This window comes from Lysobacter sp. Root494 (assembly GCF_001427225.1).
Lineage (GTDB): Bacteria > Pseudomonadota > Gammaproteobacteria > Xanthomonadales > Xanthomonadaceae > Agrilutibacter.
This window is the reverse complement of sequence record NZ_LMFH01000008.1, coordinates 26088-40630: the sequence shown is the minus strand read 5'-3', so window position 1 is coordinate 40630 and position 14543 is coordinate 26088. Positions and strand designations below refer to the sequence as shown.

Annotated in this window: 17 protein-coding genes; 15 read left to right on the top strand and 2 right to left on the bottom strand. The window is 65.6% G+C overall.

Going from position 1 to position 14543, the window contains the following annotated elements; all coding sequences use genetic code 11:
- Nucleotides 1-14: 14 nt before the first annotated feature.
- Nucleotides 15-317, top strand: a complete 303-nt coding sequence (locus tag ASD14_RS13075) for an Mpo1-like protein (protein WP_056134608.1) — start codon at nucleotides 15-17, stop codon at nucleotides 315-317.
- Nucleotides 318-351: 34 nt separating this feature from the next.
- Here the strand turns inward: ASD14_RS13075 and ASD14_RS13070 are convergent, their stop codons facing one another.
- Nucleotides 352-690, bottom strand: a complete 339-nt coding sequence (locus tag ASD14_RS13070) for a DMT family protein (protein ID WP_056134605.1) — start codon at nucleotides 688-690, stop codon at nucleotides 352-354.
- A gap of 120 nt (nucleotides 691-810) precedes the next feature.
- Between ASD14_RS13070 and ASD14_RS13065 the strand changes: the two genes are divergently transcribed.
- The 6 genes from ASD14_RS13065 (at nucleotide 811) to ASD14_RS13040 (ending at nucleotide 7782) form a co-directional block, all read left to right on the top strand.
- Nucleotides 811-1521 carry a response regulator transcription factor gene (locus tag ASD14_RS13065; protein ID WP_056134602.1) on the top strand — a complete coding sequence of 237 codons (711 nt, stop codon included), beginning with the start codon at nucleotides 811-813 and terminating at the stop codon, nucleotides 1519-1521.
- 13 nt (nucleotides 1522-1534) lie between these two features.
- Nucleotides 1535-2803 (top strand): HAMP domain-containing sensor histidine kinase, encoded by a 1269-nt coding sequence (locus tag ASD14_RS13060; protein WP_056134598.1) that lies wholly within the window; start codon nucleotides 1535-1537, stop codon nucleotides 2801-2803.
- A 125-nt stretch (nucleotides 2804-2928) separates the two neighbouring features.
- Nucleotides 2929-4452 (top strand): efflux RND transporter periplasmic adaptor subunit, encoded by a 1524-nt coding sequence (locus tag ASD14_RS13055; protein WP_082538987.1) that lies wholly within the window; start codon nucleotides 2929-2931, stop codon nucleotides 4450-4452.
- A gap of 56 nt (nucleotides 4453-4508) precedes the next feature.
- Complete coding sequence (locus tag ASD14_RS13050) at nucleotides 4509-5204, top strand: ABC transporter ATP-binding protein (protein WP_082538986.1); 696 nt, start codon at nucleotides 4509-4511, stop codon at nucleotides 5202-5204.
- Nucleotides 5201-6433, top strand: a complete 1233-nt coding sequence (locus ASD14_RS13045) for an ABC transporter permease (protein WP_056134589.1) — start codon at nucleotides 5201-5203, stop codon at nucleotides 6431-6433. The genes ASD14_RS13050 and ASD14_RS13045 overlap by 4 nt, the downstream gene beginning before the upstream one ends.
- A 395-nt stretch (nucleotides 6434-6828) precedes the next feature.
- A complete protein-coding gene (locus ASD14_RS13040; RefSeq protein WP_056135368.1) occupies nucleotides 6829-7782 on the top strand; it encodes an isoaspartyl peptidase/L-asparaginase in 954 nt (317 codons plus the stop codon).
- Nucleotides 7783-7968: 186 nt separating this feature from the next.
- Here the strand turns inward: ASD14_RS13040 and ASD14_RS13035 are convergent, their stop codons facing one another.
- A complete protein-coding gene (locus tag ASD14_RS13035; RefSeq protein ID WP_056134586.1) occupies nucleotides 7969-8454 on the bottom strand; it encodes a VOC family protein in 486 nt (161 codons plus the stop codon).
- A gap of 244 nt (nucleotides 8455-8698) precedes the next feature.
- Between ASD14_RS13035 and ASD14_RS13030 the strand changes: the two genes are divergently transcribed.
- From ASD14_RS13030 to ASD14_RS12995, 8 genes are all read left to right on the top strand, one after another.
- Nucleotides 8699-9079 carry a diacylglycerol kinase gene (locus ASD14_RS13030; protein WP_056134583.1) on the top strand — a complete coding sequence of 127 codons (381 nt, stop codon included), beginning with the start codon at nucleotides 8699-8701 and terminating at the stop codon, nucleotides 9077-9079.
- A gap of 56 nt (nucleotides 9080-9135) precedes the next feature.
- A complete protein-coding gene (locus ASD14_RS13025; RefSeq protein WP_056134581.1) occupies nucleotides 9136-9870 on the top strand; it encodes a TerC family protein in 735 nt (244 codons plus the stop codon).
- Nucleotides 9871-10034: 164 nt separating this feature from the next.
- Nucleotides 10035-10691, top strand: coding sequence for a LemA family protein (locus ASD14_RS13020; protein ID WP_056134578.1), 657 nt, complete (start codon nucleotides 10035-10037; stop codon nucleotides 10689-10691).
- 73 nt (nucleotides 10692-10764) lie between these two features.
- Nucleotides 10765-11655, top strand: coding sequence for a TPM domain-containing protein (locus tag ASD14_RS13015; RefSeq protein WP_056134575.1), 891 nt, complete (start codon nucleotides 10765-10767; stop codon nucleotides 11653-11655).
- A gap of 9 nt (nucleotides 11656-11664) precedes the next feature.
- Entirely contained in the window at nucleotides 11665-12153 is a 489-nt protein-coding gene (locus ASD14_RS13010; protein ID WP_056134573.1) for a TPM domain-containing protein, read from the top strand.
- Between the two features lie 131 nt (nucleotides 12154-12284).
- Nucleotides 12285-13178, top strand: a complete 894-nt coding sequence (lgt, locus tag ASD14_RS13005; protein ID WP_056134569.1) for a prolipoprotein diacylglyceryl transferase — start codon at nucleotides 12285-12287, stop codon at nucleotides 13176-13178.
- Between the two features lie 25 nt (nucleotides 13179-13203).
- On the top strand, nucleotides 13204-13998 hold the full coding sequence (locus ASD14_RS13000; protein ID WP_056134566.1) for a thymidylate synthase: 795 nt from the start codon (nucleotides 13204-13206) through the stop codon (nucleotides 13996-13998).
- A 3-nt stretch (nucleotides 13999-14001) separates the two neighbouring features.
- A complete protein-coding gene (locus ASD14_RS12995; protein WP_056134563.1) occupies nucleotides 14002-14496 on the top strand; it encodes a dihydrofolate reductase in 495 nt (164 codons plus the stop codon).
- The last annotated feature ends 47 nt before the right edge of the window (nucleotides 14497-14543 follow it).

The following is a 14543-nucleotide window of genomic DNA, read 5'->3' as shown; positions in this document are numbered from 1 at the left end:
GACAGGGGCGAGCGATGGCTCGATTTTCCAGCTTCCACGACTTCTATCCGTACTACCTCGGCGAACACGCGAACCGCACGTGCCGCCGCCTGCATTTCATCGGCAGCCTGGGCGTCCTCGCATTGCTCGCGCTCGCCCTCATCAGCCGCAACGGCTGGTTCCTGCTTGGTGCGTTGTTCTGCGGCTACGGCTTCGCCTGGATCGGCCATTTCTTCTTCGAGAAGAACCGGCCCGCGACGTTCCGGCATCCCTTCTATTCGTTCGCGGGCGACTGGGTGATGTTCAGGGACATCCTCACGAGGAAGATTCCGTTCTAGCCGGTCGCCACCGGATGTCACTGATCAGCGGAGTTCAGTCCTGGAAGATCAGCCACGCCGCGACAACGATCAGCGCGAATCCCGCCCAGTGATTCCACTTCAGCGGCTGTCCCAGGTACCAGGTCGAGAAGCCGGCGAACACCAGCAAGGTGATGACTTCCTGCATGCCCTTGAGCTGCGGTGCCGAATACATGGCGCTGCCGAGCCGGTTGGCCGGCACCATGAGGGAATATTCGAACAGGGCAATGCCCCAGCTGGCGAAGATCGCGAGCGCCAGCGGCGCCGATTTGTAACGAAGGTGTCCATACCACGCGAAGGTCATGAACACGTTGGAGCCCAACAGCAGCAGGGCGGGAATGAAGCGTTCGAGCATCTGAATGGCCGGTCGGAAGGGCAGGGAACCTGAACGGGAGCGCGGATGGCTCCGTCTTCACGGAGCGTCTACTCTCGGCAGAGCATTTTCACAAACCTGAAGTCGAACGGAGACCCTGTCATGCAGTCAACACGCGACGGCGGGCTGGTCCTCATTGTCGAGGACAACCGCAACATTTCCGAGATGGTGGGCGAGTATCTGGAAGGGCGCGGTTTCGAGGTTGATTTCGCGGCCGACGGCCTGGATGGTTACCGCTTGTCCACCGAAAACAGTTACGACGTGATCGTGCTCGACCTGATGCTGCCGCGCATGGATGGCATCGAGGTCTGCAAGAAGCTGCGCGAGGAGGCGCGCAAGTCTACCCCGGTGCTGATGCTGACTGCCCGCGACACGCTGGACGAGAAGCTCAACGGTTTGTCCGTGGGCGCCGATGACTACCTGACCAAGCCCTTCGCGATCCAGGAGCTGGAAGCACGACTGCGCGCGTTGATCCGCCGTGAACGGCGGCAGGTCGGCGGCGAAGTGCTGAAGGTCGCGGACCTGGTGCTCGATCCCGCCAGCCTGCGCGTCACCCGCGGCGGCACCGAGCTGCAGCTGTCGCCGATCGGCCTGCGCCTGCTCACGATCCTGATGCGCGAATCGCCGCGCGTGGTCAGCCGGCAGGAAATCGAACGCGAGATCTGGGGCAACGGATTGCCGGATTCGGACACGCTGCGCAGCCACCTGTACAACCTGCGCAAGACCATCGACAAGCCGTTCGACAAGCAGCTGTTGCACACGGTGCAGAGCGCGGGCTACCGGGTCGCTGACATATCGCAACCGCCCGATTGAGAAGCGGCCTCGCATGACGCAGGGGCTGCCGCGCAAGATCAAACTGGCGTTCATCGCGCAGGCACTGATCGCCAGCGTGGCGCTGTGCCTGTTCGTGACGGCATTGGGCCTGGCCGTCCGGCAGACGGTGGTGAACCAGGCGTCGAAGCACGAAGCCCAGCGCTTCTGGACGCAACAGGCGGATCATCCCGAAAGCACTCTGCTGCATGGCCGTTTCTTCCAGACCTACTTCGTGCCTCCCGATGGCGGCTTCGACGTCCTGCCGCCGACCGTGCGCGATCTGCCGCGCGGCCTGAACCAGCTCGCATTCGATCGGTTCGTCTACGTCGACGATCGTCCGCAGGGGCGCTTCGTCGTCGCCGTCGATACCGAACTCATCGACATGGTCATCCTGTTGACCGCGGCCGGTGCGCTGCTGTTCGCACTGATGACGTCGTACCTGATGGCGTGGCTGACGTACCGAACGACGAAGCGGATGGTCACGCCGGTGAGCTGGTTGTCCGACATCGTCGCGCGCTGGGATCCGCGCGCGCCCGATACCAGCGCGATCCGGTCGAGCCGCTTGCCACCCGACGTCGGCAGCGAAGTGCGCCAACTTACCGGTGCACTCACCGGGCTGGCGGACCGCGTCACCGACTTCGTGCAGCGCGAGCGCGACTTCACCCGCGATGCGAGTCATGAACTGCGTACGCCTCTCACCGTGATCCGCGTGGCCACCGACCTGATGCTGGCCGATCCCGACGCCAGCGAGCGGCAACTGCGCTCGCTGGCGCGCGTGCAACGTGCGGGCCGTGACATGGAAGCCGTGATCGATGCGTTCCTGGTGCTGGCGCGCGAAGCCGAGATCGAGCCACTGAGCGAGGAATTCGACGTGCGCGAAGTGATCGCGCATGAAGTGGCGCGCGTGCAGCCACTGCTGGTGGGCCGGCCCATCCAGCTGGAAGTGAGCGATCACGGCGCACCGAAGCTGTTCGCGCCGCCGCACGTGCTGGCGGTGATGATCGGCAACCTGCTGGGGAACGCCGTCCGTTTCACCGACGCGGGCCGCATCGAACTGCAGCTGACGCCGGAGAGCATCGAAGTGCGTGATACCGGCATCGGAATGACGCCCGAAACACTGATGAAGGCATTCGATCCCTTCTATCGCGGTGACTCCGGCCACCAGGAAGGACGCGGCATGGGCCTGTCGATCGTGCGACGCCTGGGTGAGCGCTTCGGCTGGCCGGTGAGCCTGGACAGCGAGCCGGGCAAGGGCACGGTCGCAACGATCCGCTTCGCATGACCGTGCCGCACCAGCGGACTTTGCCGGATCTGGCTGGCCAGTTGTCGGGTTGAAATGCGCGCGGGGCTTGTCAACGACTGGCCTCTTGAAGCGTTATATCCACGACTTTTCCTCGCCGGTTCTCCATGAGCGCACCTCGCAAGCCATCCCCCGCCCGCAAGCCTTCGCCGTGGCCACGACGCATAGCTATCGCGGGTGTCGCGCTCGCACTCGTCATCACCGGCGTGTACTTCTGGCGTCAGCGTGGCAATGATGAAGCCGCGTCCGCCTGGCGCACCGCCAAGGTCGATCGCGGTGATATCCGCGTGACGATTTCCGCGACAGGCGCGCTCGATGCGACCTCGAAGGTCGACGTGGGCAGCCAGATATCCGGCCAGGTGATCGAAGTGCTGGCGGATTACAACGATCACGTCTCCAAGGGGCAGGTGATTGCCCGCATCGATCCAAGCACGTACGAAACGCAGATCGCGCAGGGCAGCGCGCAGATCAACGCCGCGCGCGCGGGCCTCGCGACCGCGCAGGCGGCCGTGCGCAACGCCGAAGCCGATTACAACCGCAAGGCCGAACTCGCGCAGCAGCAACTGATCGCACGCGGCGACCTCGACCTCGCCCGCGCCGCGCGCGACCAGGCCCGCGCGCAGGTGGCGTCGGCACAGGCGCAGATCACCCAGCAGACCGCTTCCACGCAGACGACCCGCCTCAACCTGCAGCGCACGGTGATCCGTTCGCCGGTCGACGGCGTGGTGCTGTCGCGCACGGTGGAACCCGGCCAGACCGTGGCCGCCAGCCTGCAGGCGCCGGTGCTGTTCCAGATCGCCGAGGACCTGTCGCAGATGGAGATCCTGCTCGCGGTCGACGAAGCCGACATCGGCCAGGTGAAGCCGGGCCTGGACGTGAGCTTCACCGTCGATGCGTTCCCGGACCGCAATTTCCGCGGCAAGGTGAAACAGGTGCGGCTCGCGGCGACCAACACCAGCAACGTCATCACCTATCCGGTAGTCGTCAGCGTCGACAACAGCGACCAGTCGCTGCTGCCAGGCATGACCGCGAATGCCGAGATCGAAGTCAGTCATCGCGACAACGTGCTGCGCGTGGGCAATGCCGCGTTGCGCTACAAGCCGGACGACGACGGCACGGATGCGAATGCACAGCAGCAGGCCGGCGCTCGCGGCAATTTCGCCGGAGAGTTCGAACGCATCGCGCGGACGATGAAGCTCAACCCGGGTCAGCAATCCGCGTTCGACGAAGCCCTCGACGCGATCAGGCAGCGCGCCGCGGCACGCATGGCCCAACCTGCCGCCACGCAGGGCCCGGGCACGACGCTGTTCGGCCGTGGACCGGGCGGCGGCAACAACCAGCGCGGCAACAGCGGCAATGCCGGGGCGATGCGCCAGCGCATGGCCGAACGCTTCAACCAGCAGTTCGCCGCCTTCAAGGCGACGCTCGACGAGAAGCAGAAGATGCAGTGGGACCGCGAGATCGCGGCGCTGCTCAGCTCGCGTCGCGCGCCCCTGTACAAGCTGGTGGGCGGCAAGCCGCAGGCGGTGACAGTGCGGGTCGGTGCATCCGATGGCAGCTACACCGAGGTGTCCGGTGATATCCGCGAAGGCGATGAAGTGATCGTCGGCAGCGGGCGCGGCGCGCAATGAGCGACGTTGCTTCAGGCCCCGGCGCTTCGAATCGCGCTGCTTCTGGGTCGTCCGCCGTGATCGAAACCCGCGCGCTGGGCAAGGTGTATTCGCCCGGCACCGAGGCGGAAGTCATCGCGTTGCGCGATGTGGACCTGCGCATCGGCAGCGGCGAGTTCGTCGCGATCATGGGCCCGTCGGGTTCCGGCAAGTCGACGCTGATGAACCTGCTCGGCTGCCTCGATACGCCTTCCAGCGGAATCTATCTGTGCGATGGCGTGGACGTATCCACGCTCGATGCCGAAGAGCGGGCCGCACTGCGGCTGGAGAAGATCGGCTTCGTCTTCCAGGGCTTCAACCTGTTGCCGCGCATGAACGCGCTCGAGAATGTGGCCATGCCGATGGGCTACGCGAACGTTGCGCGCGAAGAGCGCCTGGAACGTGCACGTGAAGCGCTGGCTTCGGTGGGCCTGGCCGAACGCGCCGGCCATCGCCCGAGCGAGCTCTCCGGCGGCCAGCAGCAGCGTGTCGCGATCGCACGCGCGCTGATCAACCGCCCGCCGATCCTCTTCGCCGACGAACCGACCGGCGCACTCGACACGAAGACCGGCGAGGAGATTCTCGCGCTGTTCAAGCGACTGCAGCAGGAAGACCACACCGTGGTGCTGATCACTCACGATCCCGACGTCGCGCGGCATTGCGATCGCGTCTTCGTCATGCGCGACGGCGAATTGCACGAGCAGGTGCGGCCGGCGCAGGGAGAAATGCCATGAACTTCCTGGAGATCCTGCGCACCGCCGTATTCGCCCTGCGCGGCAACTGGTTGCGTAGCGCGCTCACTTCGCTCGGCGTGATCATCGGCATCGCGGCGGTGATCGTGATGGTGTCAGTGGGCCAGGGCACGCAGGCGGAGATCGACAAGCTGGTTTCCGGCCTGGGTTCCAACCGCCTGGACGTCGGTGGTGCAGGCGGTTTTGGCGGTGGTGGTGCGCGCATCGCCGCGGGCAGCCGCTACACGCTCAACGAGTCCGATGCGAATGCGATCCGCGAGGAAATTCCGGAAGTGCAATACGTTGCGGCGAGCCTGCGCGGCGGCACGCAGATCGTGTACGCCGAGAGCAACTGGTCGACGCAGTGGCAGGGCGTGCAGCCCGACTTCTTCTCGATCAACGGCTGGGAGATCCGCAGCGGCAACGGCTTCGAAGCCCGCGATTACAGCGGCGGCAAGTCGGTGATCCTCGGCGAAACCGTGCGGCGGGAGTTGTTCGCGGACGAGGATGCGATCGGACAGACTGTGCGCCTCGGGCGCGTGCCGTTCACCGTGGTCGGCGTGCTCAAACCCAAGGGACAGGGCGGCTTCGGCCAGGACCAGGACGATGTCGTGCTGGTGCCACTGGAAACCGCGCGCCGCCGCCTGATGGGTGCCTCCGCGGTGCCGCCGGGAGCGGTGCAGCAGATCGCATTGGGCGTTGCGCGTGCCGAGGACGTTTCGTACGTGCAGGGCGAAGTCGAGGCACTGCTGCGCCAGCGCCACAGGATCCAGCCGGGCGACGACGACGATTTCAGCGTGCGCAACATCGCCGAAGTCGTCGCAACGCGCACGCAGACCACGCGACTGATGTCGCTGCTGCTTGGCGCGGTTGCGACGATCTCCCTGATCGTCGGCGGGATCGGCATCATGAACATCATGCTGGTGTCGGTCACCGAGCGCATCCGCGAGATCGGCCTGCGCATGGCGGTGGGCGCGGGACCTTCGGACATCCGCCGGCAGTTCCTCGCCGAGGCGATGCTGATTTCGCTGATCGGCGGCGTGATCGGGATTGCGCTCGGCGTGGTCGGTGCGTTGCTGGTCGGCAAGTTTGGTGCGCTGCCGGTGGCGTTGAACGGGCAGGTGGTCGCGCTGGCGGCGGGGTTCTCGATCGCGACGGGGCTGTTCTTCGGCTATTACCCGGCGCGGAAAGCGTCGCAACTGGATCCGATCGAGGCATTGCGGCAGCAGTAAGTCTCTCCGCGCTTGTGGACAGTGAGAGATTCGCTCGCGGAAGGAGAACGGCGCAATGCGCTTCACCCTCGCCCCGCTTGCGGGGAGAGGGACAGCTTCGCGTAGCGAAGCAGGGTGAGGGGCTGCGACCGGTGCGACACGTCGGCTGCGCCGGCGTCCCCTCATCCGCCCTCCGGGCACCTTCTCCCCGCGTTGCGGGGAGAAGGAGAAACACTTGCGGGAGAGCGAGAAACGCCATACCTCTCGCCCCGCTTGCGGGGAGAGGGACAGCTTCGCGCAGCGAAGCAGGGTGAGGGGAGGAAATCCTCACCACCTCGCCGCTATGCTTCAGTCATCGTGATCCACGGGACCCTTCCATGCGCCACCTTTCCGCGTTCCTCCTCGCCTTCGCCGCCATGACCGCCCACGCCGCCGACAAACCGAAAACCGCACTGGTAATCCACGGCGGCGCCGGCGTGATCGAACGCAGCGCGTTGAGCGCCGCCGACGAACGCGAAGTGCGCGCGGCGCTCAACCGCGCGCTCGATGCGGGCAATGCGGTGCTGGCGAAAGGCGGCAGCGCGCTCGACGCGGTGGAAGCAGTCGTCGTGACGATGGAGGAATCGCCGCAGTTCAACGCCGGCAAGGGCGCGGTGTTCAATGCCGAAGGCAGGCACGAACTCGATGCCTCGATCATGGAAGGCCATACGCGACGCGCGGGCGCGGTTGCCGGCGTCACGACCGTGCGCAATCCGATCCGGCTCGCGCGCGCCGTTATGGAACACAGCCCGCACGTGATGCTTGCCGGCGTCGGTGCGGAGAAGTTCGCGGACACGCGCCCCGAACTCGAGCGCGTGAAGAACAGCTGGTTCGATACCGAGCGCCGCCGCCAGCAACTCGAAGCCGCGCAGGCGAAGGAGAAGGCGGGCGCCGCGCTGGTCGAAAAAGGCAAGTACTTCGGTACCGTCGGCGCAGTGGCACTCGACGCGCAGGGCCACATTGCCGTGGCGACCAGTACCGGCGGCATGACCAACAAGCGCTGGGGCCGGGTCGGCGATTCACCGGTGATCGGCGCGGGCACCTGGGCCGACGAGCGCTGCGGCGTATCGGGCACGGGCTGGGGCGAGTTCTACATCCGCAACGCGGTCGCGCACGATATCTGCGCGCGCGTGGCGTATCGCGGCGACGCGCTTTCGGTGGCGGCGGACGAGGTGGTCAACAAGATCGTGCCCGGCGCGGGTGGCGATGGCGGCGCGATCGCACTCGACCGCGACGGCAACATCGCCATGCCCTTCAACACCTCGGGCATGTACCGCGCGTGGATCAAGCCGGATGGCTCGCGCGGTACCGCGATCTTCCGCGACGAGTAGGAGCGGCCCTGGCCGCGAGGCTTCCCGCGCCGATGTGATCGCGCCCAAAGGGCGCTACCGATCGCAATGCCGTTCAACCGATGCGCATGTGCTGCGCATGACTCTTCCGCGACCAGCAGGAGCGGCCCCGTGGCCGCGATGCGCGCGAATCTTCCCGTGCCAACGTGATCGTGCCTAGGGGCGCTCCTACGCAGACGCGCCCTGGGTCGCCATTTCCTCCATCGCCTTCCGCATCTCCTCCGGAGATACATCGCGCACGTGCGTACCGAGCGTCCACTTGTGGCCGAAGGGATCGATGACGGTGCCCATGCGATCACCCCAGAATTCTTCCTTCACCGGGCGCTCCGGCTTGCCGCCGGCCTGCACGGCGCGCTCCCACGCCGAATCCGCATCGGGTCCGTAGATCACGAAACTGGCCGTCGCGCCACCGCGCTTGTTCGGTCCCAGTGCCTGCATGTCGGGCCATTCGTCGGACAGCATCAGCTGCGTATCGCCGATGCGGATCTCGGCATGGCCGACCTTGTCGCGGCCTTCGGCGTCCTTCATCGGCAGGCGATAGAGCTCCTCGGCGCCGAACGCCTTTTCATAGAACGCGATTGCCTTCGCGGCGTCTTCGACGATCAGGTACGCATTGACCGTGCGGTAACCTTCGGGGACTGGATTTACGGCCATCGAGGTGCTCCTTGCGGGGGAAGGAAGCCGCAGGCTGCGCCCGATGCCGTTACCCGGCAATGATCGTTTTTGCCGGGTTTGCCCGAGGGTTCACGCACGCCGGCAGGGGCGGCGGAGAGGGTGCTGTGGCAGAATCCGGCCCTGATCGCGGCTTTCCGGCCGCCTCGCCCGGCCCCGTTCGCGGCCGCCCAGATCGCCAGCGACATGCCCGCCCAATCTTCCGTTCCCGTTCCGGAGCGCCGTCATGGCTGATGCCACCGGCCATCTTCCGCGCCACCCTTCCCGCATCCTGAAAGCGGCCCGCTGGTCCATGCAGGGCCTGCAGGCGGCATGGATGCACGAATCCTCGTTCCGGCTTGAGGTTTACCTATTCGTCGTGCTTGCACCGATGGGCTGGTGGCTCGGCCAGACGCCGGTGGAACGCGTCCTGCTGATTGGCTCGATGCTGCTGGTGCTGAGCGTCGAGCTGCTGAACTCGGCGGTCGAAGCGGTGATCGAGCGCTACGGTCCCGAATTCCACGAGCTCGCCGGGCGCGCCAAGGACATGGGTTCGGCGGCCGTGTTCGTGATGATGGTGAATGTACTGCTGGTGTGGGGCGCGCTCCTGCTGCCGCGCATTCTCTGAACGTCCTTCGTTACGCCTGATGGCGGGCCGCGGCCCGCGAAACCGAGAATTTGCAAGTGATCGAACTGCTGACCGACCCGCAAACCTGGATCACCCTGATCGCCCTGAGCGCGATCGAGATCGTGCTCGGCATCGACAACCTGGTGTTCATATCGATCGCGGTGAGCAAGCTGCCGCTGATCCAGCGCGAGAAGGCGCGCAAGTTCGGCATCGCCGTTGCCTGCCTCACGCGAATCGGCCTGTTGCTGACGCTGGCGTGGCTGGCCGGGCTCACGTCCGACCTGTTCCATGTCTTCGGCCAGGGCATCTCGATGCGTGACCTGGTGCTGATCCTCGGTGGCGTGTTCCTGCTGGTGAAGGGAACGGCGGAAATCAGGGACCTGATCGTCGGTGAGGGAGAGTCCGAGGACATCCACACCAGGCCCGCGGTGTCGTTCATGGGCGTGATTGCGCAGATCGCGGTGATCGATATCGTGTTCTCGCTCGATTCGGTGATCGCCGCGGTGGGCATGGCGAACCAGACGCCGGTAATGGTCGCGGCGATCCTGCTCGCCGTCGCGGTGATGCTGCTGGCGGCGACGCCGCTGGGCCACTTCATCGAACGCAATCCGACGATCAAGATGCTGGCGCTGGCCTTCATCGTGCTGGTCGGCGTGTACCTGATCGCCGACGGCTTCGAGCTGCACATCCCGAAGGGATATATCTACGGTGCGATGGGCTTCTCGGCGCTGGTGGAATGCCTGAACCTCTGGGCGAAACGCAATGCGATGCGCCGGGTGGAAGCCGAATAGCGCACGGCGCGACTCCTTGCCGGAAGCGCTGCCGGGCGAACAACGGTTACATGCGCATGGCGCACGCTACGATGCCCGGGTGTATCGTTCGTCGTCCTCTCATCACGCGACCTTAATTCCGTGATGCTGCAATGAGCCTGTTCACCTTTCAGGGGAATCCGACAATGCGCAAGCTACTCATGACGCTGGTCCTCGTCTCGCTCGCCGCCATGCTCAGCGGCTGCGGTTACAACACGATCCAGCAAAAGGATGAAGCGGTGAAGGCCGCCTGGTCGCAGGTGCTGAACGTCTACAAGCGTCGCGCCGACCTGGTGCCCAATCTCGTCGCGACCGTGCGCGGTTACGCCACCCACGAGCAGCAGGTGCTCACGCAGGTGACCGAAGCACGTTCGAAGGTGGGCAGCATCAACGTCAACGCGGACGATCCCGCTTCGCTGCAGCAGTTCCAGCAGGCGCAGGGTGAACTGCAGAGTGCGATCAGCCGGCTGCTCGTGGTGAGCGAAAACTATCCGCAACTCAAGGCCGACCAGAATTTCCTGCAGCTGCAGGCGCAGCTGGAAGGCACCGAGAACCGCATCGCCGTCGAGCGCCAGCGTTACATCACCACGGTGCAGGACTACAACACCTTCATCCGTTCGTTCCCGCAGAACCTCACCGCGAAGATGTTCGGCTACAAGACCAAGCCGAACTTCACCGTCGACAACGAAACGCAGATCCAGGAAGCACCAAAGGTCGATTTCGGCCAGCCCGCGCAGCAGGCGCCGGCGCCGCCGCCCGCGCAACAGCCGGCCCCGCAGCAGCCAGCTCCGGCAGGCGGCTGAGCGGCGATGCAGGCCGTAACCCGGTAACCCGGACTTGATACGGGGCACCCGGGATTTCGCGCCAGAGAACCCGATGCCGCGTTTCCTTGTCTTCCTCTTCCTCCTGCTCGCCTGCGCGTTCGCGCAGGCGCAGCAGTTTGCGGCGATTCCTCCGCTGACCGGCCCCGTCATCGACACCACCATGACGCTCGATGCCGCGACGAAGCAGCAACTCGAAGCACAGGCGTTCGCGTTGCAGAAGCGGAAGGGCAGCCAGCTGCAGGTGCTAGTCGTTCCGACTACGCAGCCCGAGGACATCGCGCAATACGCGCTGCGCGTCTTTGACGCATACAAGCTCGGCCGGAAGGGCACCAGTGACGGCGTGCTGGTCGTGGTCGCCAAGAACGACCGGCGCGCACGCATCGAAGTGGGATACGGCCTGGAAGGCGCGATTCCGGATGCGACTGCCATCCGGGTCATCACGGAATACATGACGCCGAAGTTCCGCACCGGCGATTACAACGGAGGGCTCGTCGATGCGACCGCTGCCCTGGTGAAACTCATCGATGGTGAGGAGTTGCCGGCGCCGCTGGTCGAAGACCACCGCAGCGCGCGCGGCAGCGGCAAGGGTGGCGGCTTCCTGTTCGCGTTGTTTGCGGCTTTCATCGTGGCGCAGATGGCGCGCGCGTTCCTCAGTCCCGTGCCTTCGTTCCTGCGCGGCATCCTCGGCGGTGCTGCGGCCGGTGGCGTGGCCTGGCTGGTTTCGTCGCTGCTGGTGGCCGGCGGCGTCGGCGCGCTGATCGGTTTCCTCGTTGGACTCGCCAGCCTGCCCAGTGGCCGTTACGTGAGCCATGGCGGGTGGGGCGGCGGAGGCGGCTGGGGTGGCGGTGGTTTTGGCGGAGGCGGCGGATTCGGTGGCGGTGGTGGTGGCTGGTCCGGTGGCGGCGGCATGAGCGGAGGCGGTGGCGCCTCCGGCAGCTGGTAGGAGCCTGCAATGCGATTGCTCAAGCACCTGTTCGCCGTGCCCTCGCGACGCCTCTTCGCTCCGGCTGCGCTGGAGCGCATCGCGGCCGCGATCGCCGCGAGCGAGGCTCGCCATACCGGTGAGATCCGCTTCGCCGTCGAGAGCGCGCTGCATCCGCGTGCCGTTCTGGCCGGCGTGCAGGCGCGCGACCGCGCGATCGAGGTGTTCTCGCAGCTGCGCGTGTGGGACACGCGCGCCAATAACGGCGTGCTGCTGTACCTGCTGCTGGCGGACCATCGCATCGAAGTGGTGGCCGATCGCGGGTTCGATGGCCTGGTGAGCGCGGACCAGTGGCGCGGCGTCTGCCTGCTGATCGAAGAGCGGATGCGCGCGGGCGAACCGGAAGTCGCGGTGCTGCGTGGGGCGGAAGCGCTGTCGGCATTGATCGAAGCGCATTTCCCGCGTGCGGCGGGCTACGTGGATGTCAACGAACTGCCGGACGATCCGCATCTGCTCTGAGGCGCAGGCGGCTCCGGACGCGAAAGCCCGATGCTTCGAGATCCTCCCGCGCCGCGGCGGGTTGAGTGTTCGCCCCCGATCCATCTCGCGGCGCGGCACAATAGGCCATCCCTGCGGAGTCTTCCCCCGGCATGACTGTCCTGCACCAGATCGATCCGATCGCCCTCGACCTCGGCACCTGGAACCTGCCCCTGGTCGGCAGCGTCCACCCGCAAATCCACTGGTACGGCGTCATGTACCTGTTCGCGTTCATCGCGGCGTGGTGGCTCGGCCAGCGCCGCATCCGTGCGGGCCGCCTGCCGGGCGTCAACACGCAGGATTACGGCGACCTCGTCTTCTATTGCGCGCTCGGCGTCGTGCTCGGCGGAAGGCTCGGCTACATCCTGTTCTACGACCTGCCGACTTACCTCTCGCAGCCGCTGCAGGTCTTCAAGATCTGGCAGGGCGGCATGAGCTTCCATGGCGGTTTGCTGGGCGTGGTCTTCGCCGCATGGTGGTGGTCGCGCAAGCACCGGCTGCATCTGTTCGACACGGTCGATTTCATCGCGCCGCTGGTGCCACCGGGCCTCGGTTTCGGCCGCCTGGGCAACTACATCAACGGCGAGTTATGGGGCAAGCCGACTGGCGGGAACTGGGGCGTGGTGTTCCCGACCGATCCGGTCCTGCAGAACATGCCGATGCAGCAGCTGCAGCAACAGTTCGCCAGCGGCGCCCTCGACCAGTTCGCGCGGCATCCTTCGCAGCTGTACCAGGCGGGGCTCGAAGGTGTGGTGATGTTCGCAGTGCTGTGGTGGTATTCGAGCCGGCCGCGGCCGAGGTATGCAGTATCCGGAATGTTCGCGCTGCTGTATGGGCTGTTCCGCTTCATCGTCGAATTCGTGCGGGTGCCCGATGCGCAGATCGGCTACATCGCATTCGGCTGGCTGACGATGGGGCAGGTGCTGAGCCTGCCGCTGATCGCGCTGGGCCTGTTCTGGCTGTGGCTGTCGCGGCGCTCGCCGACACTGCAGCCCGTGCTGTCCTAAACGTGTTGTCGTAAGAGGACGTCCGATGAAGCAGTACCTCGATCTCCTGCGCCACGTACTCGAGCACGGCACCGAGAAATCCGACCGCACCGGTACCGGCACGCGCAGCGTGTTCGGCTGGCAGATGCGCTTCGACCTGCGCGACGGCTTTCCGCTGGTGACCACCAAGAAACTGCACCTGCGCTCGATCGTGCACGAGCTGCTGTGGTTCCTGAAGGGCGAAACCAACACCGCCTACCTCAAGGAAAACAAGGTTTCGATCTGGGACGAATGGGCCGATGCCGATGGCGAACTCGGTCCGGTGTACGGCAAGCAATGGCGCCACTGGGCGGGCCCCGGCGGTGTCGAAATCGACCAGATCAAATGGGTGGTCGACGAGATCAAGCGCAATCCGGATTCGCGACGGCTGATCGTCTCGGCATGGAACGTCGCCGACCTGCCGCGCATGGCGTTGATGCCATGCCACACGATGTTCCAGTTCTACGTGGCCGACGAAAAGCTCAGTTGCCAGCTCTACCAGCGCAGCGGCGACATCTTCCTTGGCGTGCCGTTCAACATCGCCAGTTACGCGTTGCTCACGCAGATGGTCGCGCAGGTGTGCGGCCTTGGCGTCGGCGACTTCGTGCACACGCTCGGCGATGCGCACCTGTATTCGAACCATTTCGAGCAGGCCCGCGAACAGCTGTCGCGCGAGCCGCGCGCGCTGCCGCAGCTGGTGTTGAATCCGGAGGTGCGCGACCTCTTCGGTTTCAGCTACGACGACATCCGCATCGAGAATTACGATCCTGCACCAGCGATCAAGGCGCCGGTCGCGGTCTGACGCATGGAGCTCGTGCTCATCGCGGCGATGGACCGCAACAACGCCATCGGCCGCGACAACGACCTGCCGTGGCGGCTGCCGGATGACCTGAAACGCTTCAAGGCGCTCACGCTGGGCAAGCCCGTGCTGATGGGGCGCAAGACGGCGCAATCGCTCGGGCGCGCATTGCCCGGTCGCCTGAATCTGGTGCTGACGCGATCAGGGCAGGTGCCGTTCGAAGCCATGCAGCCGGTGGCGTCGCTTGAAGACGCACAACGTCTTGCGAGCGAAGCCGGCGCGGGTGAGCTGTGCGTGATCGGCGGTGGTGAGATTTACGCGCTCTGTCTTCCGCTGGCGACGCGCATGCATCTCACGCATGTCGATACGGTGGTCGAAGCTGCTGACGCGTTTTTTCCACGCTTCGATGCGAGCCAATGGCGCGTGACGGCGTGCGAGGCGCACGCGGCGGACGAACGGCATCGTTTCGCATTCGAGTTCGTCGATTACCAACACGCGTAGATGCGTTGTAGAGCGGAGCTTGCTCCGCTGTTTCAAGCCGGGATCTG